Below are 23,651 nucleotides of genomic sequence, written 5' to 3' on the forward strand. Positions count from 1 at the left end.
AAAACGATTCCCCCCTGAAATCAGAGCAGATTCATCAATCCTTGTCGGAGAGCTGACAGGAGGAACGGACGTCCTCACGATACGTTTGAGGGGAGAGGGAGAAGCTTTTATGAACGACGTTCAAAAATATATTGCCAACAGGGTGCGGGTGCGCTATCAAAATTGAACATCGTTCATTAACTAGACCCACACCAGAGCAACCCTTCTCCGGAGCCGGTATATGACCGCTTCTCTTCTGACACAGCGCCGCTTTCTTCCGCTGTTCATCAGCCTGTTCGCCTCCTCGCTCGGAGATACGCTTCTGCGTAATGCTCTGGCCGCACTGGTTCTCTGGACAGTCTCAAACGGAGCGCCGTGGATCGTGGCGTTTGCAGCCGCTGCATTTGTTCTCCCCGCTGCTTTCCTATCCGGTCTCGGAGGAGAACTTGCGGACCGGATGGACAAGTCCCGGCTGATCCGCATTCTGAAACTGATTGAAATCCCCATCGCCTTTCTGGCGGCAGCCGGGCTGATGACCGAGAACGTTCCTCTCGTCCTCGGCGCTCTGGCAGCATTCGGGGTGGTCGCATCACTCTTTGCGCCCGTAAAATACGGTATCCTTCCAGATCATATCGAAGCCGAGCGTCTGCCCGTCGCCAATGCGCTGGTTGAAGGCGCGGTCTTTGCCGCCATCCTGATCGGTTCCGTGGTCGGCACGGTGCTGACCGGAAAGATCGGAGCGACCGAGGCAGGTGTCTGCATCGTCGGACTGGCCTGTCTTTCGTGGCTGAGCGCACGGACTATTCCCGCGTCTCCTGCGGCAGCTCCTGAACTGCGTGTACAGTGGAATATCCTGACCTCCGGCCTCACCCTGCTGCGCGAACTGCGCGCCGACCGACGCTCATGGTATGCGGCGCTGGTCGCCGCATGGTTCTGGATCATGGGCGTGACCATGCTGTCGCTTCTGTCTCCCGTGACGCGCGATGTGCTGAAGCTGACACCGACATGGAATGCGGTCTTTCTCGCGCTCTTTGCTGTCGGGATCGCCACGGGTTCCGCTCTTGCGGCCTTCCTGTGCGGTGGTCGCGCCATCCTGCTGCCGGTTTCATTCGGCGCCTCTCTCTCAGGACTGGCGATGGTCGCTCTGGGATTTTTCCTGCTACACCCAGAAAGTCTTCCGTTTGTTATCGTGCCTGTCTGTTTCTTTGTGGCTGCTTTAGGAGGAGGGTTGATCGCCGTACCAACCCAGGCCGCCATCCAGACATGGGCCAATCCCCAGCACCGCGCCCGTGTGGTGGCGGGCATGAACATGCTGGCCGCTATCGGCATGACGATCGCCAGCCTGCTGCTGTCCTTTACCCAGCGTATTGATGGTGAATCCGCCGCGCACGGCAGCGAAATCATGCCGTTCTTCGTGATCGGTGTGATCACATTGCTGCTGGTGCCTGTTTTCGCCCGGACCCTGACACGGAATCAGGTGGGCGAGCTGCTCTGGTGTCTCTTTCGCGTCGCTTATCGGGTGGAAGTGCAAGGAGAGGAACATTACCCCCTCTCCGGTGAGAAGGCCGTGATTACGCCTAACCATGTCAGTTGGCTCGATGCGGCGCTGATCGTCGCTATTGCGCCGTGCAAGCCAACCTTTGCCATCGACCTGAACATTTCCAGACTGTGGTGGGTCAGGACGCTCCTGCGCTTCGTGCCAACGGTTGCCGTTGAAAGTGGAAATCCTTTTGGAATCCGCACTATGGCGCAGGTCGTGGAAGATGGCGCTGCACTGGTCATCTTTCCAGAGGGACGCATTACCGTCACCGGCTCGTTGATGGGTATTCAGAGCGGCGCTGCCTCGATCGCGGATCGCGCCGATGCTCCGGTTGTCGCCATGCGGATTCAGGGTGCCGAACGCTCCAGCTTCAGTCGCCTCACGCGTGCGCAGACTCCGAAAGCCCTGTTTCCCAAAATCCGCGTGACGCTTTTTCCTCCCCGTAAACTTGCTGTTGCAGATGATCTCTTTGGCCGGGCACGTCGTCATGCCCTGACCGCAAGCCTGCGCGATATGATGGAAGAGGCCGTTTATCTGACGACACCTTCTGACGGCACAATTCTGCAGGCGGCCGGTCGTGCGGCCCGGACGTATGGCATGAAGCGTGTTGCTATTGAAGACCCGATTTCAGGTGCGATGACGTGGAGAAAACTGCTTACAGCGTCGGAAGTTCTCGGTGAGGCGCTTTCCGGTCGGCTTGATCCCGCCCATCCGGTCGGGCTGCTGTTACCGACATCCAACGCGACGGCTGTCTGCCTGTTTGGCCTGTGGTCACGTGGTTTCACACCGGCCCTGCTGAATGCGACCGCTGGTGCGGCGGGTTTGCGAGCGGCCCTGCTGTCGGCGGGAATCACCACGATCGTCACCTCCCGTGCGTTCGTTGAAAAAGCCCGGCTTGGAGCCGTTCTTGAAGCACTCGACCCGATGCCTGACATCCTGTTTCTGGAAGACGTGCGGAAATCAATCGGGCTGGCGCAGAAACTGCGTGGCGCCTTACGGGCCAGATTTGCTCCCGCGAAGGCTCATGTCCGGCGTGAAGCGCATGATCCGGCCGTAGTTCTTTTTACCTCCGGTTCCTCGGGCACACCGAAAGGTGTCGTGCTGACCCATCGCAACATTCTCGCAAACATCGCGCAGGTGACAGGACGGATCGGTTTCAGTCCGGCGGATCGCGTGCTTTGCACACTGCCTCTCTTCCATGCGTTCGGGCTGACCGGAAGTTTCCTGCTGCCGCTTCTGTCAGGCATCCCGACCTTCCTCTATCCCTCGCCGCTGCATTACGCCGTTATTCCAAAGATCGCCTATTTCTGGAACGCCACTGTGCTTTTCGGCACGTCAACCTTTCTCAGGGGCTATGCGCGCAAGGCGGCTCCGACTGATTTCCGCTCTGTCCGACTGGTGGTCGCAGGAGCGGAACGTGTGCAGCAGTCTGTGCGGGAACTCTGGATGGAACAGTTCGGCCTACGCATTTTCGAAGGCTACGGTGTGACGGAATGTTCTCCTGTCGTCGCGCTGAACACTCCGGATTCCAGTCGTTCAGGCACGGTGGGACGGCTGGTGCCGGGGATGACGGCGATGCTGGAGACTGTGGACGGTATGCCCGATGCCGGACGCCTCATTCTCTCGGGGCCGAACGTCATGGCGGGATATCTTCTGACCAGTCAGCCCGGCGTCCTTCAGCCACCCGCCAATGGTGAGTATGACACGGGCGACATCGTTTCGGTCGGGACAGATGGTCATGTCACCATCGTCGGACGAGCTTCACGTATTGCCAAACCGGGTGGTGAGATGGTGTCTCTTGCCGCTGTTGAAGATCTTGCCATGCGGGCCTGGCCGGAGGCGCTGTCAGTGGCGGTCTCTATTCCCGATCCGCGCAAGGGAGAACGGATCATCCTTTTGACCGAACAGTCCGACGCCGGACGGTCAGCCTTTGTAAACGTGGCGAGGGAGAGCGGCGCCGCGGATATCATGATTCCGGCGGAAATCCGGATCGTCCGGAAACTTCCTCTTCTTGGTTCGGGGAAACCTGACTTTGTCGCCGCGCAGGCTCTGGTGACCATGCCGGAAGCTGCAATACTCCAATGAACACGGCATGCACAAAACGATTTACATGAGCCCGATCAAGTAACTTGAGAAAAACGCCATTCAGGCTGAATGAAGCGCACAATATCTGATTCACTTCCCTGAACGGTATGTTGAGCCTGCCGTTTATCCAGAAAACTCCTGATTTGCGACAAGAGTCCGAAGTAATCTGGGCAGAATGTGTATCTTGTCAGTTTTATGAATTGATAGGATTTCAAAGAAAGAATCAGAAGTTTCTTTGAAAATTTCAGCAATTGAAACGATATCGACATCATGGGGCCGATGTCGTTTTCAGTCTCGGCCCTTCCCGGAATATCTGGAACTGCCTTATGAGCATGCTGTTTCAGATGGTCCATAAGCCACGCGATTACGAAACTTCTGTTTCGTTCACTCTCGTCTCTACAGAATTATAAGCCTTCGTCGAAAAGACCAGAGGTCCACACCGGTACCGTCCTGTCAACTCTGAGATGGATATTACTCGGGTCAGAGGAACAGGATCAAAAAAAACGGACCATCAAGCATTTTTTGCAAAACAGTTCGACCATTCCATGTGTCTACAAAATAAAACACATCCTAAATGAAGCGACCTTTCACTGACCTTAAAACGTCATTAAAAATCGATTGAGTATTGTTAAAAATAGTCCCTAAAAGGCGCCAAGGACGACTTGGAGAAATGATCACTCAAACAGATTGAATGCATGTATTTACAGTTTTATTGCATTTTTTTGAATGATTTATTTCCGTGACTCCTGTCGATTCAACAAGCAGCGATGCTTTACCCGGACTTGAGGTTCTTCTTCCATCATGACGATCAACCTATCAAAGCGGAATTTCCTGCGCTCTTCGCTCGGCTCGGCTGCTGCCATGGCGACCCTTTCCACCTTCCCGCCTGCCATCCGTCGTGCGCTCGCCATTGATGCGCACAACAGAACAGGTACCATTCAAGACGTGAAGCACGTCGTTATGCTGATGCTGGAAAACCGATCCTTCGACAGTTACTTCGGCACGTTCAAAGGTGTGCGCGGGTACGGTGACCGTTTCCCCATCCCCACATCCAACGGCGCCAACATCTTTTATCAGAACTATACGAAGAGCAGCGTCACCAGCACACTGATTCCGTACCACCTTGACGAGACAAAAGGTAACGCCCTGCGTGCCGGCAGTACGCCGCATACATGGTCTGACGCTCAGGCGGCGTGGGATAATGGCCGCATGAGTTCCTGGCCGACGGCCAAGACACCGCTGTCGATGGGTTATTACGAGACATCGGAAGTGCCTTTCCATCGTGCGCTCGCCGACGCCTTCACACTCTGCGATTCGTATCACTGCGGTATGCACACAGGGACAATCGCAAATCGTCTGTTCTACTGGACGGGCACCAACGGTCCGAACGGCGTCAGCCCCACGGATGGCAGCCGTGTCAATGTTGCTGCGCTGAACAACCAGTTCAACGGCGGTAATGACATCGGTGCATCGACAACGGGCTGGACCTGGACCACCTATGCAGACCGTCTGGAATCAGCCGGTGTCAGCTGGAAGGTTTACCAGAGCCTGATCGACAATTTCGGCTGCAACGAGATGATGGGTTTCCGTCACTGGCGCGCCGCCATCGAAAAAATGCCGGAGGAAAGACGCCCTCTGTATGTCGCTTCCGAAGATATCAAGCAGGATGTGACAGCCGCCGGTCCGTTCTACGACGCCAGCATTGACGATGCGATCAGCCCGCTCGCCAAGGGCTTTGGCAATACCATGCCATACGGCTTTCTTGAGACGTTCCGTGAGGATATCCAGAGCAACACACTACCTGAAGTGTCATGGATCATTCCGCCGTCAGCCTATAGCGAGCATCCGTCTCCTTCCAGCCCGACACAGGGTGGCTGGTATATTCAGGAAGTGCTCGACGCCCTCACATCCAATCCGGAAGTCTGGAGCAAGACCGTTCTGCTCGTGAACTACGATGAGAATGACGGCTTCTTTGATCACCTGCCCCCTCCGTCAGCTCCTTCTCATAATACCGACGGCACGCTCGCCGGCGGTAGCACGCTCAGTGATGAATCCATGGCCGTGGAGTATCACAACTATACGCCCGCCACATCCAGCCAGCCTGCGATCGACGGTCGTCCCTACGGACCCGGTCCACGTGTTGCTCTGTGGGCGATCTCTCCTTGGAGCCGCGGCGGTTTTGTCAACTCACAGGTCTTTGACCATACTTCGACACTGATGTTCCTTGAAGCGAGGTTCGGTGTAATCGAGCCTCAGATCAGCGACTATCGTCGTGCAATCTGTGGTGATCTGACCTCATGCTTTGACTTCGTGAACCCGAACAGACGCACAATCCCGACGCTGTCCGGCCGCAGCACCAAGGATGATGCCGACAGTCTGGCTGTCGCCCAGAAGGCTGAAGCGGCTATTGCTGTCCCTGCCGCCACGACGACCTCCACATTGCCGAAACAGGCGACGGGTTCCCGTCCATCACGCGCCCTTCCTTACGAGCTGCACGTCTCGTCACATGTTGACGTAAGCGGAGGCACGGTCACACTTCGCTTCACCAACACAAGCTGTGACGGCGCCGGTGCGGTTTTCCACGTCTATGACCGCAATCATCTTGATCTGGTGCCGCGACGTTATGTGGTGGAAGCACAGAAAGCTCTCAACGGTGTCTGGACGCCCACGGCGGACGACAAGGGGAACTACAACCTCTGGCTGATCGGCCCTAACGGTTTCCATCGTGAGTTCACTGGCAATATCACTGAACTGGGCAAAACCAGTCACCCAGAGGTCGAAGTTGCCTATAAAACCCGCGGCAGAGCCGAAATCCTTGTGAAACTCCACAATCACGGTCATCATGCCTGTTCTTTTCAGGTAGAATCAGAAGCCTACAGGGTCGATGGTCCAAATGGCGTACGGGTTGCACCGGGTGGCTCCAGCGAACTGCGGTGGCCGGTTGAAGAGAACGGCAACTGGTATGACTTCACGATCACAAGCAGTGCGTCCGCATCCTTCAAGCGTCGCATTGCCGGTCGTATCGAAACCGGAGAGGACTCCATCTCCGATCCTGCCATGGGAGGAGGTCACGCAGGCCATCGTCCACAGCCACCTCATCACCACCATGAAGATATGTGGCCTGATTTCAGGGAAGAAGACCCCATGATGGGCCGCCACAGGTTCTGATTGCCGTATCCTGATGAAGGAGCTCTGCTGCCTTCATCGGTAATTTTAAGACTGGTCATGATACAGAGGGCGGCATCGATCCTGTTGGACGATGCCGCTTTTCATTTCAATCCCGGCAAAACTTCTTTCAGGTGGTGTATTGTACCACATAAATCTCGCACTTGCTGTTGCGCTGGCTCTACATTTTATCTGCATTTTGATGTGATGTTGAACTTCTCCTGCAACGCAAATTCAGAAGAAAATCATCATATTATTCCTATAAAAATCACTTCTAATAGAAATCTACACATCCCGAAACAGGAGAGCAGTTCCCGCTCCAGGAACGCCCTGGAATTGAAGTAAGAGCCAAAAATAGAAAATAAATTAATTGAAAATGCATAACAAACTCTTGTTTTTTAAAAAAGTCAGTCCACCATCACGACTGTACATGTGTACCGCAGGCATAGCGTAAACGGCACGCCTGAACTATCCCGCCCTACCGTTTGCTCGCACCTTCGATCAGCACGGTGCGAGCACAATTGCGCCACTTCAGCCAGAAAAACATTGATCAGCATGATTTCATCCATCGTCACGTTATTCACAATTTTAGTGTTATTCTTTTCCATAACAAAAAATTGTGCATTTAATGGATTAATTAGAGCATCCATATCCGTCATTTATTTCAAAAATTTTTAATTACTTCTTTAAAGAACAAGAGCGGAGCCTGTTAAGATGAACAAACCTTACAGTTTGCAGGCAGGCGGAGCAAAACACACCGATACAGATACCAGCCCACACACCCAGCACAGGCTGAGGAGTTAGACGTGCGAGTATCATCGCAAACACAAATCCCACAATCCAGTAGCTTGCAACGGCCATAAGCATTGGAATTTTCATATCCAACTGCCCTCTGAGCGCACCGGAGGAAGCGGCTTGGAGAGCATCGAAGACCACAATCCCGCACACGGCAATAAACATACCATATAAACTGCCGCCAAAGCTGGCAGCAAGCTCACCTGTATCCACAATACTGACCTTGTAGATGGCATCATGAAACAGCATGATAAGTGCAACCTCTGCAAACGCGACAAGCAGGATGAATGTCACTGCGACACGATGAACCAGACGGATGCGCGCAGCCTCACCTTTGCCATGGAAATACGCAACGCGCACCGATACAGCCTGGCTCATAGCCAGAGAGGGCATAAAAGTCAGAAGTTCTATGGATTGGCAGAGTTGATGCACGCTCATCTGAGTCACGCCTGATGCCCCGACAAACATTGCCAGCATAGTATTAGCGCTCATTTCAGAGGCCACACCAAGCCCGACAGGCCATCCGGCTGACAAAATCGCCAAACAGTCCGCGAAGACGATATGTTTATTAGAGTCAGACAACGTTCTTTTAAGAACAGACAGAATATCGAGAGAAAGAAATGAAATAATAGCCACCACGGTCCAGGAAAGAGAGAATATCACTCCCATCAGCATCAGAAGATTCTGCTCTGTTACACTCCGGAAAAACATCACTACCACTGCGGCGCACACGCCGTAAAAAAAAACACCACACCCTACCGCTTTGAGAATGGAAGCAGCTTTTCTCGATGCCGAAGCATAGGACCTCATAACTGAAAAAAAAACCATGCCTGGCGTGGCAAAAACCGCACTACTCATATACAGTAGCGCACCCTGTCCCATCGTCGCCTCAAACACATAAGCACGACAGAAAAGAATAATCAGGATCAGCAGAATCAATAGAAAAACAGACAGAATCAGTGCTATAATGCATGCGCAACCCACAAAACGCTCTGCAACACGATCCCCCCTCCCCTGAGCCTGTCCGAAGAGAGACTGAAAAGAAGAAATTGCTGACTGAACTATGACAACGCCAGTCTGAATCAATATATTGCAGATACCGCCAGACGCCAGAGCTTCAACTCCAATTCCACCCAAGGCAAGATTGGAGCACACTGTGATGCTCACTTGCATCAACTGAGCCAGAGAAAGCGGGAAAAATATTCTCGAACTCTCTTTCGATTCTTCAAGAATAAAATATTTGTTTTTCAAAGATCTTACCGCCGATGCCATCTATTATCACACATCCATCACGCCCCGTGCCCAATCACGGAAAAAGCCGCCATGACATCCTGAGCGTTCCTGCGCGCACCAGCCTGTAGATATTCCATAGCAGACAGAGCCGCCTCATGTGCACGATAGCTGGAACCGGCAACACAATCTTCAACAACACGGCAGTAATAATCCATCTGGTGCGCATCAACAAAACTGTAATGGACGCAAACGTCTGTAAAGCCCCCGACCATGACAAGCGTCTGAACTCGCAACCCCTTGAGCAGGATCTCCATATCCGTGCCAAAAAAAACAGAATAGCGCCTCTTTGTAATCCGGTAATCATCCGCTAACATACCTAATTCTTCCACAGCAAATTCAGTAACTAAATCACCTTCAAGACAATGAATATTTTCAGAACCATCCAACTCACGACCAAAATCGATCAGATTACTACGATGAGCCTCCTGAACGAAAATGACAGGAATATCTGCTACACGGGCAGCGTCCACCATTTTTCTGGCCCGCGTATAACGCTCTACGGCATCTGACATGAACTCAAGACGAGAGCTCGCAGGACGTGGAGCAAAGCAGCCTTTTTGAATATCTATGACAACCAGAGCTGGACGACCAACAATCATTGGTTGGGCCGTAATCTGTTTTGCTGCGCTCATGCAATGCACTCCTCTAAAAAGAATAAGAGTATTTATTCCTCTTTCTCTTTCAATATCAAATGAGACAAATAAACTTGCCTGATATAGTAGATGTATGCCGGACGGTAGTTTACCGGAGCGAGCTACGCTACGTGAACTCTGTATTCAACCAAGCGTGGGATTTAATCTCTGAGCTTCATCCATGTCCTGTTTGATATGTTTACAAGACAAAATCAGAAGCACGCCTGCTGGCAGGATGGCCACAAGCATGGAAAGAAATGCCGCTTGCAGAGGGTCTCTCATTCCCATACCTTTGTACAGATCACTCATCACTCCCACGAGGTAGTTCCCGCCCCCGGCTCCGATCACACTCATGCTGACAAGGATGACCGTAGCCCCCAGAGCCCTCTGGGCGGGTGGCAGAACCTCTTGTGAAAGGGAAAGCACTGGGGAAAGATACGCCCCAATACCAAAAATGACAAAAGCATAGAAAAGATACGATACAGCCCCTGTAGTCTGAAAAAATGCGAGCATGGATACATTCACAAGCACACATGCGACGAGAGGAATCAGACCGTAAGCCCGCCTGTCCTTTTTGACAAAATAGTCACAGAGAACACCAGCCATAATCGTACCGGATATTCCGCCAATTCCTTCAACAAGGCCACTGATATTACCTGCCTGCTCAACAGTTAGTTCCCGACTGCGGATAAGATACGCCGGACACCAACTCTCAAATCCGGAACTCGCCATCACAAGCAGGGTATAAGCCATACCGGTCATCCAGTAACTTTTTCGAATCACCAGAAGTTGCAGTCCCTCTGCAAATGAAGTCTGGGGCACCTGAATATCCACGAGCGCTGGAGAAGTCTCTCGAATAATGAACCAGGCTCCCAGCGCAAGAACAAGACCTGGCGCACCAAGTATAAACAGTGCATATCGCCAGCCCAACCAAGGAACCAGCATGCCACCAGCACTCAGACCAATCCATATACCCAGAGAAATACCGCTATTATAGACCGAAATGGCACGTGCACGGTACCGGTCTGGAAAATAGCGTGAAATGATATAATAACAGACCGGACTGCTGCCCCCTTCAAAAAAAGCGACTGCCAGCCTCGAAAATGCAAAGGACCACAGGCCAGATGCTATTCCCCCCATCAGGGTAAACAAGCCCGCGCCCAGAGAGACCACCGCCAGCAGACGACCTGAGGGCACCTTGTTAACCAGATAGGAAAATAGGAAACCCGAAAGCGAATAGACCAGAGAAAAGAGCGCCCCATTGATCAGCCCGACATGATGATCTGTAATATTCAGATCTTTTTCGATTGGATCAATGAGAATGGAAATACTGAACCGATCTACCCATTCAAAGCTGAAAATGCACAACATGATCGCAAGGTAAATCAGCATTCTTTGCTTACCGATTTTTTCCATGACTCGCATTCTAGCCTTGTATTAAAAGACTGATCGTCTGTAGATCAATAATTGAACGGAACATGCGGATCTGGCTCCTGTATCGGACCAGGAATATGGAGTAAGTGACAGTTTGAAACCGGCTTTCTGCCTTCCCGCAATGCGGTCACAAACCTCAGCTCATCGGGGAATGCCGCATTAACCGTTCCGCTGTGCGTCAGATCCGGATAATAGTGCCATTCCACTTTGTCCTGAGCCGAACACATGGCTGCAACCACGTTATATTGCGGGATAGTTCCTGCTTCCGCATCAGCAAGGCCTGTCGCTGTAAAAACAGGAGCACTCTGGTAGGCATCCGGCAACATTCTGGCCTGCTGGGCCAGAGTTTCATAATGAGTGATAGCTGGATAGTAGATATCATCTGCCTTCATGTGGTGGTTGCGGGCATAGCCCATCAGGTCATGGAGGCAGGCATGAGAAGCCAGAGCTATGATCTCATGTCCCTTCTCCCTGATCAGGGAAAAGAGACCGGGATAACCCAACCCTTGCAGACTGCCCAGAAAGTAGAGGGTGGAATAGGCGGCATCAACGTCCTCTCCCCCTTGATACGCTCCTTCAGGAAGCGCCGGAGCATTGTGTCTGTCTCTGATATCAAGCACGAGCCCACTGGCGATCACACCCACAATATGCAGGTCCGGCGCAGCGGAGGGTGCAAGATAGGCTGCTCCCAGAGCAGCGCCAGAACCTTGGGATTGTCCCGCCAGCACAACACTGTTTGCAAGCTCATGCGGGTAGGCCTTGAGCACAGCACGAACACCATCGAGAATGCTGTACCCTTCCGGTCTGTAAAGTAGATACGGGTGCACACCCGGCGTACCCAGCCCCTGATAATCTGTACCAAAGACAGCAAAGCCGTGGTCAAGCCACTGCTTGAAATACGCCATGTCCCTAGGGGACGAGCCACGCCAGGAAGGCGCACATACATCCGCAACTCCCGTTGTGCCGTGTGCCCACGCTACAACGGGCCAGCCACCCGTCGGCGGCTTTCCGGTCGGGACATACAAGACACCCGAAACCGCTGTTGCCTGCCCTTCTCGTAGACCATCGCGGGCAGAATACAGCAAACGGTAAGCCTGATACCCGGACTCTGCCACTGGGTACGGTTCCTGTCGCAGGACTATGCCATTCGCCGCGGGCAGAGGTGCATCCCATTTGTAAAATGCTGATACACCACCATCACCGGATGGCAGTACCTGTGCCGCCATGACCTGATTATTCCAAAGCGTTGCAGCCACACCTCCGGACACACAGGCTTTCAACATACGAGCACTGTGCCATAATGCTCTTTTGATATTTCTTTTCATTTTCATCTTGTTTTACCACACAGATAGGCCGGAAAGTCGACTGAAAATCCAGTCCAGTTGAGTCTGTCGGAAATGCGTTCTGACCGAGACATCATGCGCTCCGAACTCCAGCACAGGACCAGAAGATGGCACATAACGCGGCCATGTCGGCGCCAGCTTCCCGGCATCCGGCGCACCCGTCTGTACAAAACTGACCCAGTACGCCATCATTTGTCTTGAAAGCTGGTGTACTTCTTTTTCACTATCCACTTCCTTTCCGGTCGATGAGCCCTCCTCTGTTACCTGATACGGCTGTGTGCCCTGATTAGTATAGGCTCTGGTCAGATTTCCAAAAACATAGGGGAGTTCAGAAGCATGAGCCGCACCCGCACACCCTTCGGACTGCCAGCCCTGCCCCTTGATCGCGTGATCAAAATTATAAACCCATACGGATAGACCGCTGGTGGACCATGCCTGAGCCTGAAAGCGGACAGGTTCAGTCTCTATCCGGTCGGTCTGCGCTTCTCGGACAGCCATCTGGAGTGGGCCTGGATATAACCGTCGGAAAACCGGATCTGTATAGGAAGCAAAGGTAAAAAGGGCCAGCGCATCTGGCCCGTAAACACTAGCATCACAACTGGTACCCCCCACCATAAGGGTAACAGACAGCATTTTCCCTTGAGCGAGCAGATCCGGCAAAGATGCAGACAGCATCTGACCGTCCACTATCGGCATTGGCGTAGTGCGATCTATATCCTCAGGTGGATCATCCTCTACAAGTGCGGACGCAGGCAAGGCACGCAGGGCCGCTGCCTGTTGAGCAGATGTTCCTTCAATCCCATGTCGGTGTGCATATTCAGCCCCTATGGCTTCGGCAGAACCTGCGCCTGTATTCAGTGGACGCCCAGCCCAACGTGGAAAACCTGACTGTGAAATAGCACGTGCAAATAATCCTTTTGCCGCAGGCATCACAGACAGAAAATTGACAGACGCCCCTCCAGCACTCTGACCGACAAGAGTCACCTGAGAGGGATCACCGCCAAAACCTGCGATGTTGTCTTGCACCCAACGTAGGGCGGCCAACTGGTCCATCAATCCATAATTAGCCTGCCACTCCCCCTGCGACTGCATGGCAGAAAGAGCAGGATGCGCAAAAAAGCCAAGCCGACCGAGACGATAGTTAAAACTGACAACAAGAATACCCTGCTGAGCCAGATGAGTACCGTCATACAGTGGTTCAGCCGAAGCACCTCCAATAAAAGCTCCCCCATGAATCCATACCATGACGGGCAGAAGCCGTGTGCGCTCACCAGAGAAACGGGTAGCGGGCCGCCAAATATTGAGTGTCAGACACGACTCACTTGTAGGAAGACCGCGGGCCGCCATGCGTTTAATCTGTAAACATGCTGGACCAAAATGCTTGGCGTCAATTTCTATCTTTCGTGCAGATTCCGGCAATAGCAAAGGTTCTGGAGGACGCCAGCGCAAGGTGCCGACAGGAGGAACCGCATAAGGAATACCTTTAAAACTTTCTACTCCCATATCTGATACGCCCCTCACCAGACCATAACGGGTCTGAACCAAGGGTACGCCAGTATCCGCAGTAGCTATCTGGCATGAAAATGCCAGCACAACACCATGCAGAAAAAATCCGGAAAAAATTTTTATTCTTTCTGGTATTGCTTTTTCCTTAAACCTCACAATGGCATGCTCCTTGTCTGCTCGTTATTATCCAGCACGCAGTGCCGCATAACGGGCCAGAGCATCAACCGCATACGCGCTATCAATATTTGAGCCATGCTGCAGATATTCCATAGCTTCCAGCGCGGCCGTGTGCGCTCTGACACTTGAACCAGCGACGCAATCATGCACCACTCGACAATGATAATCGTGCTGATGACCATCTACAAACGTGTAGTGAATACACACATCTGTAAAACCCCCAATAAGAATAAGGGTCTCTGCCTTGACCGCCTTCAAAAGAATTTCAAGCTCCGTACCAAAAAAACATGAATACCGACGTTTCTGGATAACATAATCATCTTTTTTCAGACCTACGATATCAGACGCGATAGGTGTCCCGGGATTACCTTCCACACAATGCGGCCCCTCACTCCCATCCAGTTCACGACCAAAATCGATCATGGAAGCCCTATGAATTTCCTGAAAGAAAATGACAGGAACATCCGCTGCACGCGCTGCATCGATAATTTTACGTGTCCGGGTCATGCGTTCGATCATGTCGGGCATGAGGGGCAGATGAAAATCAGGAGGGGGAGTCACAAACGATCCCTTCTGGATATCAATAGCCAGAACAACAGGATTTCCCACAATAAAAGGGTTATTTTTCTTCATTTTTACCACAACATTTCTCTTTCAGGTAGTGCTTTTACACACTCAAAAGGTGCTGCCATCTCAGCCCGTTTCAAAACCACAATGAAACAGCATTTTTTGCATAACAGAGAGTGAGAGCGCCTTAGAAAATTCAATAAGATGCACTTATTGTTCCAAAAAACTCGCGAACTGCACCACGCTGAAGCGATTGATAATCACCTGACACAGGAAAACCATTTTCACCCATCATGGAGACGTATTTCTGGTTAAGCAGATTATAAACTGTAAAATTTACCTTGACATTTTTCAGAACAGATATCTTCCCGAAGTCATAAGAAGCGCCAGCACTTGTGAACCAGTACGGATGAACAGAAGTATCATTAACAAGAGAATAGTATCTCTTTGAAAAATAGTTAGCTGAAAAATTGGCCGAAAAACCCTGATAATGAAAATCCATACCCGTCTTATAAATAATTGAAGGATAAGCAACCATTTTCTTGCCATATAGATCACAGTTGCCATCAAGCGGACAGGCATTAACGTGTGCACCATATGTCATGTGATTGTAGCTGATGGAATTCATAATCCCCAGCCATTTGAAAGGATAATAATTAAGAGAAGCATCAACTCCGTACATGGAAGCTTTCCGGCTGTCGATCACGGTTGAAACGGGATTGTTGATGCTTCCGACAGAAGCTGACAGCAGACGATGCGAAATATCCGCATGATACGCCGCAACAGATGCCACAATTTTTTTACTGGTATAGCGGTAACCCACAACATAGACCCAATCTTTTTCCGGTCTGAGTTTGGAATGATTCTGCTCAAACAGGTCCTGAGTAGATACACCCCACGGTGAAGTATAGCTGCCTCTTGCCGCAACACTGTAAGGACGCATTGTTTCAGCCACGTCAAAATACAGTTCATGATGCTTCATAAAACGCCAGACAAGATTAACGTTAGGCAGGAATGCTGCCGACGATGTCAAGGTTCCATGGGCAAGCTTGGAAAATCCAGCTTGAGCTCCACCCGATGTTGTCTGCAACATGGATTTAAATCCATAAGTTAGCTGCAGATTGTCCAAAGGCTTATATACATCCATCAAATGATACTGAAATGTATTTGTATTCCACTGATAATGATAAATCGGGTAAAGGAGTCCGTACGTATCATATGGACCTGTGACTGAAACTGGCTTACCCTGTCCAAGGACAGGCTGATTGACAGCATTAAAAGCCGTTTCCTGTCTGTTGTTTTCAAACCAAACACCAGTTTCAATATGGTGCTTCCTATAATCATACGTAAAACTAGTTGTAAAACCACCGCGCTGCTGCTGAAGGTGCCATACATCCTCGGCCAATGGCGCACCCGTTGTAGAAGAGTCATACGGATCACCTACAACCGTATGTGTATCATCCTTATGACCATACAGAAGACCATGCCATTTCAGGCGATCGGTAATATCAATATCCAGATGCAAGCCGGTCAGATAGTCAACCGTAGCCTGTCCCGCATCATAAAAAGCCGTGCCATAGGTTGTTGAAACATTCTGCCACCCTGCAGGAAGCGCTCCTGCAGGAAGCGCTCCTGCAGCTCCGTTTGTCTGCCCCCATAAACCTGCCGCATACGCACCAGCATAATTGGGATAGAAATTGGCAGTTCTCCAGCCAATTTTATCCAACATTTCCAGAGAATTATCGGAATAGTTCCATACTTCCGCATTTGACCAGTTGAAAAACAATGACATTCTTGCGCGTTCACCCAAAGGCTGCACAAGCTTACTGTCAACATTCTGCATAAAATCGGGGCTGGAACTGTTGTATTTTTTTTCATATGCCCGCGCATAGGAAACAAAGAATTTCGTACCTTCTTTATTTAACCTTCCACTATCCAGACGGACATATGTTCTCTTCATACCGTAACTACCAAACCCTTGAGAAACCTTGGCACCAGCAACATCCTCAGGATCCTTTACGGACATTTGCATGGAACCACCAAGATTACTATTAGACGGCAGAGACACCCCCCCCAGCACCAACTGAAAGTGATACCCGGCCAATGTCATCAGAAATCACGGCATTGTTGATATTCAGACCATTGAGATTAGCATAAGTCTGATCATTCAATGGGATACCATCCAGTGTCACACCAAGCTGGTTCTGGCTGAAACCTCGGATACGGATACTGGATGACCATCCATCTATTCCAAGCGGATCGGATGAGCTGTAGCTAGTTCCCGGAAGCTGTCCTAGAGCCTTAAGAATATTCTGTCCCGGCACCTCATTCTGCATGATCCGACGCTCAAGCTTCATATCGCTTCCGGTCTGCATATAACGCTGAGAACCAGTAACCTTCAGCTCCTCAGTCTGATGAGAGATGGCTGCATGATGTATTTTTTTGCTCTGATGAACTGCGCGCGGTATAATGCTTTTTTTTACAGGCGTCTTAGCATCAAGATGAGCCGTTTTTCCCTCAGCCTTCGCAGAAGCGCTCCATGCACACATTGAATATACAAGCAAAAAACTCAATTTCACTAAAAATACAGAACTTTGCTTTTCCGAGAATACACCTCTCACTGCGGCTCTCCCTCACTGCCCTCTCTACATACAGTGAAGATTTTGTTTCGGATTAAAAATAACTTATGAGGAAATTTTATTTTCCTTTTTTGTAAAGTTGACCACTCAGGAGCCTCTATTTTGAATCTTTTTTGAGCCTCCGGAAATACTCTAGGGCGTGTTGTCAGTTAATTCCGATGATGGCGGAAACGAGTTGCACTGCTGCGAGGAATGTTGATTTCAGCTTGTCGTAGCGTGTTGCAATGCCTCTGAACTGCTTCAGCCTGGCGAAGAAGCGTCCAATGATGTTTCTGTTTTTGTAGAGCTGGAAGCTGATTTTCTGTGGATTGTGTGCTTGTCGTTCTGGTCAGAATTATCCGCGCGGTGCCAGCGCTTCGATATCCACTGCCTCGCAGCACTGATTCTTGCGGTAAACGAAAGCGAGAAGCGTGCTGACCTGTTTCATAAAAAACCCGAGATTCCGTGCCAGCCGGATGAAGCTCAGGCTACTACGTTGGCGCGTGTGATATCGGTCATTCGGCGTGTACCGAGCTTTGGTACGATGAACAGATCGACCGAACGGCGATATTCTGCCTGCATCGTGGGTTTAAGATGAACTTCGACGTGACGTTCCATGAAAGTCTTGCCGAACTGTTTGAAGGACTGAAACCCAGCCTATCACTATTATGGCGACGATACCTTAAAACCATTCAAACGGGCTGAAGAAATAAGAACGAGATCAGCCTCCCGTGCAAGACGCAGGGCGAACGCTGTCGGAGAAGACAGAGCCACAACGGCACCGATTCCCGCCGTTATGGCCTTGGCGACCATCTCGTAGGAACAACGGCTGGTGAGCACGCAGAAGCCTCGGCTTAAATCGACCTCGCGACGCAAACTGAGGCCTATGAGCTTATCAAGGGCATTATGTCGCCCCACATCCTCACGGATATGGAGGATATGTCCATCCTCCCGGCACCAGGCTGCCGCATGAAGCATACCGACGCCTTTATTCAGCACCTGATGAGCACGAATATTTTCCAGAACTCTGCGCACGGAGGCAGGCGATGGCTCACTCCCGGTAACCGTCCTGACGGAATGGTGCATCAGGCTTTCCTCATCCGCCCCGCAGACTCCACATCCGGTGCGGCCTGCGATCGGGCGGCGACTGCGTGACAGCACTTTTCGCATTGCCTCCGGGCCGACCTGAATCTCCGCCTTCAGACCATTTATGCTTCTGCTGACTGCGATCTGCCGCAACTCCGTAACGGACGTGATGATTCCCTCTGTCAGGGAAAAGCCAGTAACGAAATCCTCCACATCATGAGGGGTAATCATCATGACAGCGTAATCCATGCCGCCATAAATCAGTGACAGCGGCACTTCGTCCGCAACCACAAGGTCTTTCTGCTCGCGGATGACATCATCACAATCAGCACCTTCCTGCCATCTGACCTGCTGAACACTGTAAATATGTGAAACGGGCAGGAGCGTATTCTCACTCATGGGTTCCGGCTTTCTGTTTCGTTCCGGTTCTGAGCCGCGATCAGATCCTCAGGCGTATTGATGTTCATGAACGGATCTCCGCCGCTCAGACGACCGAAATCCACGGCGCGTGCGGCAATGGAACGGGCCAGTGTGCGGACACGCGTGTTGCGCTTTTTTGCCTCACCGACGGCGTCAGCCAGTTGCCGGGCCAGTATGGAACGGCACGAAACCGGCCACGCCGCAACGAGCGGATGCTCCTCGCCGTTCCAACTGGCGAAACTCGGGGCCGGAAGCAGAGAAATGACCAGATCGGAAGGGATGAACGGCGTATCGACCGGCACAGTGACCAGTGTGTCGTAGCCACTGGTTTCTGCCCACTCCAGTCCACTGAGAAGACCGGCCAGCGGACCGATATCGTGCAGACGATCAGCCAGTACCGGACACGACCACTCCCTGAAACGGGACGAATCTCCGTTCGCACTGATGGCAATGGCAGCACACTGCCTGTGCAGGCGTGAAAACACATGTGTCAGGGAATTTATGCCATTGATATCGAGAAAAGCCTTATCCCGACCCTGCATACGGCTTCCCTGCCCCCCTGCCAGCACAAGCCCTGCCGTCGACATCTCATTCCCCTCATCATTCTGTCGGTCACTGGTTTTCGCCAGAGAACTGGTTACAATAAATCCTGAAACCCGCTGCAAAAATATTGAGTGCGTTTATGCAATTCCGTCGTACACAATCCGTTTTCGGCATTATCGGTCGCAGCGGCTCCGGAAAAACCACACTGATCACCCGTCTTCTTCCTGTCTTCAGGCAGGCAGGGTTGCGCGTCTCGACCATTAAACACACACATCATGGTGTGGATATGGACCAGCCCGGAAAGGATACGTTCCTGCACCGGGAAAACGGCGCGCATGAGGTGATGCTGGCAACACCCGGACGATGGGTGCTCCAGCATGAAACACCTGAGGTGCCCGCTCTGGAAACTCTGGTGCAGGCTATGTGTCCGGTGGATCTGATTCTGGTTGAGGGATTCCATGCAACCGTCCCGGCCTGCCTGGAAGTATGGCGTCCCGAAATCGGGAAGGCTCCGCTGTTCCCGGATACACTCTCAGTCACTCTTGTCGCGACGGACAGCACGTCTCTCCCCGAATGCCGATCTGGTCTGGAATTCATACAGCTTGACGATATCGCCGGGATTGCCGCCTTCATAACAGCCCATGCGGCGACGATAACACCGGAATAGGAATAGTCCGGCGCCACGATTAAATGCCTGTGAAAGGCAGCATATCGCACTCCTGACCGATTTCCAGAGACTGCCCGGCATCGATCTGTACGAGCCCGTCTGCATGTGTGAGGCACGAAATGTCCGAGGCTCCGACAGAGGGGACGAGGTTGAAAAACGCTCCCTCTCCCGGTTTTTGTGCAATACTGACAGGAAGAAAGCATGTGGCCTGAGCAGGAGCGGTGTAGGTGAATGCGCTGCGGCCACGCACCGGCCAGATGTTCTCCGGAGTTCCCGATGCTCTGGACAGCGCCCGCAGACAGGGCAGCACAAAAAGCTGTGCACAGAACGCTGCGGCTCCGGGATTACCCGGCAGGCAGAAAACGATTTTTCCACCGAGACGCATCACCGTAACCGGCTTGCCGGGGCGCATGCTCACCCGCCGGAAGACGCACGAAGCTCCCATTTCCAGAAGAACAGCCAGAACGTGGTCTGTATCGCCGACGGATATGCCGCCCGTGGTCACGATAACATCAGACTGCCCAAGATATCTGACGAGAGCCTCACGGAGTTCTTCTTTGCTGTCGGATGCGGCAACCAGCCGTGTGACGTGCACGGTCCCGCTGCGCATCATCGCAGCCAGCATGTGGGTGTTGAGTTCTGTCCGGCCATCCCCGGCCTGCTCACCGAACTCAGCGCCGTTTGCCAGTATGCTCACCGTAACGGGCCGGTAAACCTCTACATCCGTCATACCCTGACTGAGCAGCAGAGGCATATGCCGCCAGTCGAGACCTTGCCCGCGCCGGAGAAGGCGCTTGCCCGGAGAAAATTCCTCTCCCTTACGGCGGATGTTAAGCCCTTTCCCTGTGACTGGCTTTGTCAGCGTCACATGATTCTGCTGCAGCACTGTATATTCCCGTGCCACAACGCAATCCGCACCTTCGGGAATTCGTGCTCCGGTCAGAATAATACTGGCCGTTCCGTGCAAAAGCGCTGCTGGACAATCTCCCGCTGCAACATAGCCCACAACCGGCAGACCGGCCTGTCCCGCCTTTTGCATCTCCTCAGAATGAAATGCATAGCCATCCATTGCCGAAATATCAGCTTCTGGTCGGGCAGTTACCGCATACACATCCTGAGCAAGAACGCGTCCAGCCGCCTCGGAGACAGGAATACGCTCGCCTCTGACAGGCGTCAGATCATGCAGCGCGGCGGCAAGAAGAGCCTGCGCCGTGTCGTAATCGACCATTGAAGGCATACAAGACTGTGGTTCTTGGGCGGGACTCACGATATTTCCGACCGGCTGTGGATCAGACGGGGAAGGAAAACGGGTTGAGGCCAGCACGGCTGAAGCCTTCCGCCTGCACCAGCGCGTCGAGCGTGAATCCTCCCAGATCATCGGCGACGACTTCAAGGTCAGGGTCATAATCGAGACGGATCACTTTCAGATAGGTTCCGCAATCTCCACATGCCTCGGCCTGTGTGGCGGACTTCAGATCGTCGAGCGTAAAATGTTCCAGCTTGCTGGAAGCCCCGCAACTGACGCAGAGACCGCGGACCCGATGCCAGCGTGTCTCGCACAGACTGCACTGCAGATAGCGCAGCCCCTCGCGGTCTCCGCCAAGGACGACGCTCCCTGACGGAGGGGCGCCACAACACGGACATGCCGCAACCTGACCGCCTTTTGCGGACTGGCTGAAAAACGCCACTGTCTGTGCCCAGCAGACAGACAGCGCAGCCCACAGCACAACGGACAGACCGGCATCGACCGTGGCGTAATCTCCCCGCAGAAGCTGCGCCGCCTGTCGGCTCAGGGCTAATACCGACTGCTGTGAGGCTTCCATTGCAGCCTGCGCGGAAAGAGGCAGAACCGGCAGAAGTTCCTGAACCAGTTCCGCGAAGACTGTCCGCCAGACAGCTATCTCTTCAAGCTTCTGCTCCAGGTCCGGCTGGGCGTAGCCGTGCTGAATGAGAGCATGGATGGCCGTCGCATCCGCTTCACTGAGCAGCATCCTGCCTACGAGGCTCTGCTGTATCCCGACCAGACGGGACAGAAAGCGAAAATACTCTCCCTGTTCGCCAGCGAGCGCATTCAGCCTTCTGATGCGGCGGGCGTAAAGCCGGTCCGGCTGAGGAAAGATCAGTTCCTCAATCGCCGGAACGCCCGGAGTCCGCTTGTCCAGCGGGACAACATCAGAGTCCCTGTGCATCAGGAATGCCGTTTCACGGAGGTTTCCTCCTCAGAGAGGACTTCCTCAGCATACCAGCGATCATGATGCTGGCGCGCCCATGCGCGGGAAACATAGCCTGTGATCATGCCGCCGATCGAGCCACGGACCCAGATGCCCATATAGATATGCCCGAGCACCAGAAGAATGAGCGCAAGAGCCGCCGCCGAGTGCGCCAGAAGCGCCAGCCGGATGACCGGGATCGGGAAATACATCGCGAAATAGGCCCGCCAGATCACCAGTCCTGTAACGAACAGTGCGCTGATCAGGGTCATGATGCCCCAGAAGAGAATTTTCTGCCCGGCATTATATTTACCGATCAGGAGCTTCTCACCGTGACGGTTCATCAGCACGTCGAAAACATGACGGAACCAGACCCCGTCCGTCCGTACGGGCATATTATGGTGCACGAAGCGCACGAACATGCACATCAGCAACAGGAAAACCACCACACCGAGGAAAGGATGCAGGATACGCGCCAGTTGTGGCGGTCCGAGAACGCTGCCCAGCCAGTGCAGGCTGGGGAAGAACCACGAGAGTCCGGACATGGCGACAAGAAAGAAACACGCCACCATCGTCCAGTGAAGCAGGCGATCGCCAAACTTCGTGCGCAGAATGCGACCGGAATTATCCATCACGCGTCCCTCCGATCTTCTGAAGAGTCGTTACCGGCTGTTTCCAGTTCTTTTTCAGGTTCCGGAATATGTTCCGGCCCGGCTTCCGGCGTTTCATCCGTCGTGTTGGGACCGACGCCCATGTAATGCGCAAAGGCGCCCGCCACTGTGGCGATGAAACCAAGTGCGCCCACAGGCTTGAGCCATTCCTTCCAGCCACGGACAACAGGGCTGATCGTGGGATTGGCAGGCAGGCGGTGATAGAGTTCAGGCTTATCCGCGTGTGTCAGCACATACATGACGTGCGTGCCCCCAACGCCAGCAGGATCGTACAGGCCGGCCCCATCATGCCCGCGGCCTTTGAGTTCCTCCACCCGCTCGGCCGCGAGATCCTTCATTTCAGCCTTGGAGCCGAAAGCGATCGCGCCCGTCGGACAGGTTTTCACACAGGCCGGTTCCTGTCCCACAGCCACCCTGTCCGCGCAGAGCGTGCATTTATAGGCGCGGTTGTCGGTCTTGCTGATGCGGGGAATATCGAAAGGACAACCCGCCACGCAGTACCCGCAGCCGATGCACTGCTCGGACTGGAAATCGACGATACCGTTTGCGAACTGTAGAATCGCACCGGGGCTGGGACATGCTTTCAGGCAGCCCGGATCCTCGCAGTGCATACAGCCCTCCTTGCGGAGAAGCCATTCCAGCTTATCGCTCTCATCCTCGACTTCATCGAAGCGGATGACCGTCCATGTTTCCGCCGTAAGATCGGCGGGGTTGTCATAAACGCCCACATTGTGCCCGACCTCGTCACGCAGATCGTTCCATTCGGAACACGCAACCTGACAGCCCTTGCACCCCGTGCAGAGGGAAACGTCGATCAGTTTGGCGACTTCCGTTTCATGGCTGCGGACCTGAGGCGTCGGAGTAAAACCATTGGTGGCGGAGCGGCGGATGATGTCCTGTGACTGCATGCCCATCGTGAT

The 23,651-nt window shown here is 52.8% G+C and carries 19 protein-coding genes and 2 pseudogenes; 3 read left to right on the top strand and 18 right to left on the bottom strand.

What is annotated here, in order from left to right; all coding sequences use genetic code 11:
- The first annotated feature begins 220 nt into the window (after window positions 1-220).
- A complete protein-coding gene (locus LKE90_RS14290) occupies window positions 221-3,604 on the top strand; it encodes an MFS transporter (protein WP_291494205.1) in 3,384 nt (1,127 codons plus the stop codon).
- A 35-nt stretch (window positions 3,605-3,639) separates the two neighbouring features.
- Here LKE90_RS14290 and LKE90_RS14295 read toward each other — a convergent pair whose 3' ends face one another.
- Window positions 3,640-3,957 carry a hypothetical protein gene (locus tag LKE90_RS14295; protein ID WP_291501522.1) on the bottom strand — a complete coding sequence of 106 codons (318 nt, stop codon included), beginning with the start codon at window positions 3,955-3,957 and terminating at the stop codon, window positions 3,640-3,642.
- A 448-nt stretch (window positions 3,958-4,405) separates the two neighbouring features.
- Between LKE90_RS14295 and LKE90_RS14300 the strand changes: the two genes are divergently transcribed.
- Window positions 4,406-6,772: a phosphocholine-specific phospholipase C gene (locus LKE90_RS14300; RefSeq protein ID WP_291494207.1), complete on the top strand. Its 2,367-nt coding sequence runs from the start codon at window positions 4,406-4,408 to the stop codon at window positions 6,770-6,772.
- 404 nt (window positions 6,773-7,176) lie between these two features.
- Here the strand turns inward: LKE90_RS14300 and LKE90_RS14305 are convergent, their stop codons facing one another.
- From LKE90_RS14305 to mobA, 13 genes and pseudogenes are all read right to left on the bottom strand, one after another.
- Window positions 7,177-7,428 carry a hypothetical protein gene (locus tag LKE90_RS14305; RefSeq protein WP_291494209.1) on the bottom strand — a complete coding sequence of 84 codons (252 nt, stop codon included), beginning with the start codon at window positions 7,426-7,428 and terminating at the stop codon, window positions 7,177-7,179.
- Window positions 7,429-7,447: 19 nt separating this feature from the next.
- A complete protein-coding gene (locus LKE90_RS14310) occupies window positions 7,448-8,836 on the bottom strand; it encodes an MATE family efflux transporter (RefSeq protein ID WP_291494211.1) in 1,389 nt (462 codons plus the stop codon).
- Window positions 8,837-8,853: 17 nt separating this feature from the next.
- Window positions 8,854-9,489 carry a cysteine hydrolase family protein gene (locus LKE90_RS14315; protein ID WP_291494213.1) on the bottom strand — a complete coding sequence of 212 codons (636 nt, stop codon included), beginning with the start codon at window positions 9,487-9,489 and terminating at the stop codon, window positions 8,854-8,856.
- A gap of 144 nt (window positions 9,490-9,633) precedes the next feature.
- The gene (locus tag LKE90_RS14320; RefSeq protein WP_291494215.1) at window positions 9,634-10,905 is read right to left on the bottom strand and encodes an MFS transporter; all 1,272 of its coding nucleotides are present in this window, start codon (window positions 10,903-10,905) and stop codon (window positions 9,634-9,636) included.
- Between the two features lie 44 nt (window positions 10,906-10,949).
- The gene (locus tag LKE90_RS14325; protein ID WP_291494217.1) at window positions 10,950-12,179 is read right to left on the bottom strand and encodes an alpha/beta hydrolase; all 1,230 of its coding nucleotides are present in this window, start codon (window positions 12,177-12,179) and stop codon (window positions 10,950-10,952) included.
- Between the two features lie 81 nt (window positions 12,180-12,260).
- Window positions 12,261-13,928 carry a carboxylesterase/lipase family protein gene (locus tag LKE90_RS14330; protein WP_291494219.1) on the bottom strand — a complete coding sequence of 556 codons (1,668 nt, stop codon included), beginning with the start codon at window positions 13,926-13,928 and terminating at the stop codon, window positions 12,261-12,263.
- Window positions 13,929-13,955: 27 nt separating this feature from the next.
- The gene (locus LKE90_RS14335) at window positions 13,956-14,582 is read right to left on the bottom strand and encodes a cysteine hydrolase family protein (RefSeq protein ID WP_291494285.1); all 627 of its coding nucleotides are present in this window, start codon (window positions 14,580-14,582) and stop codon (window positions 13,956-13,958) included.
- Between the two features lie 130 nt (window positions 14,583-14,712).
- Complete coding sequence (locus LKE90_RS14340; RefSeq protein ID WP_291494221.1) at window positions 14,713-16,542, bottom strand: TonB-dependent receptor; 1,830 nt, start codon at window positions 16,540-16,542, stop codon at window positions 14,713-14,715.
- Between the two features lie 25 nt (window positions 16,543-16,567).
- Complete coding sequence (locus LKE90_RS14345; protein WP_291494223.1) at window positions 16,568-17,137, bottom strand: Plug domain-containing protein; 570 nt, start codon at window positions 17,135-17,137, stop codon at window positions 16,568-16,570.
- A 163-nt stretch (window positions 17,138-17,300) separates the two neighbouring features.
- A pseudogene (locus LKE90_RS14350) lies at window positions 17,301-17,456 on the bottom strand (transposase); the annotation flags it as partial.
- Window positions 17,457-17,617: 161 nt separating this feature from the next.
- Window positions 17,618-17,764 (bottom strand): annotated as a pseudogene (locus LKE90_RS16580) (integrase); the annotation flags it as partial.
- A 36-nt stretch (window positions 17,765-17,800) separates the two neighbouring features.
- Window positions 17,801-18,619: a formate dehydrogenase accessory sulfurtransferase FdhD gene (gene fdhD / locus LKE90_RS14360; RefSeq protein WP_291494225.1), complete on the bottom strand. Its 819-nt coding sequence runs from the start codon at window positions 18,617-18,619 to the stop codon at window positions 17,801-17,803.
- Complete coding sequence (gene mobA / locus LKE90_RS14365) at window positions 18,616-19,227, bottom strand: molybdenum cofactor guanylyltransferase (RefSeq protein WP_291494227.1); 612 nt, start codon at window positions 19,225-19,227, stop codon at window positions 18,616-18,618. The genes fdhD and mobA overlap by 4 nt, the downstream gene beginning before the upstream one ends.
- A gap of 95 nt (window positions 19,228-19,322) precedes the next feature.
- Between mobA and mobB the strand changes: the two genes are divergently transcribed.
- The gene (gene mobB, locus LKE90_RS14370; RefSeq protein ID WP_291494229.1) at window positions 19,323-19,850 is read left to right on the top strand and encodes a molybdopterin-guanine dinucleotide biosynthesis protein B; all 528 of its coding nucleotides are present in this window, start codon (window positions 19,323-19,325) and stop codon (window positions 19,848-19,850) included.
- Window positions 19,851-19,869: 19 nt separating this feature from the next.
- Here the strand turns inward: mobB and LKE90_RS14375 are convergent, their stop codons facing one another.
- The 4 genes from LKE90_RS14375 to fdxH are packed head-to-tail and all read right to left on the bottom strand — an operon-like array spanning window position 19,870 to window position 23,645.
- On the bottom strand, window positions 19,870-21,087 hold the full coding sequence (locus tag LKE90_RS14375; RefSeq protein WP_291494231.1) for a molybdopterin molybdotransferase MoeA: 1,218 nt from the start codon (window positions 21,085-21,087) through the stop codon (window positions 19,870-19,872).
- A gap of 52 nt (window positions 21,088-21,139) precedes the next feature.
- Window positions 21,140-22,039, bottom strand: a complete 900-nt coding sequence (gene fdhE / locus LKE90_RS14380) for a formate dehydrogenase accessory protein FdhE (protein WP_291494233.1) — start codon at window positions 22,037-22,039, stop codon at window positions 21,140-21,142.
- Entirely contained in the window at window positions 22,039-22,692 is a 654-nt protein-coding gene (locus LKE90_RS14385; RefSeq protein ID WP_291494287.1) for a formate dehydrogenase subunit gamma, read from the bottom strand. Before LKE90_RS14385 ends, fdhE begins: the two co-directional genes overlap by 1 nt.
- A complete protein-coding gene (gene fdxH, locus LKE90_RS14390; RefSeq protein WP_291494234.1) occupies window positions 22,692-23,645 on the bottom strand; it encodes a formate dehydrogenase subunit beta in 954 nt (317 codons plus the stop codon). Before fdxH ends, LKE90_RS14385 begins: the two co-directional genes overlap by 1 nt.
- Between the last annotated feature and the right edge of the window lie 6 nt (window positions 23,646-23,651).

This window comes from Acetobacter sp., assembly GCF_022483985.1.
Classification (GTDB): Bacteria; Pseudomonadota; Alphaproteobacteria; order Acetobacterales; family Acetobacteraceae; genus Acetobacter.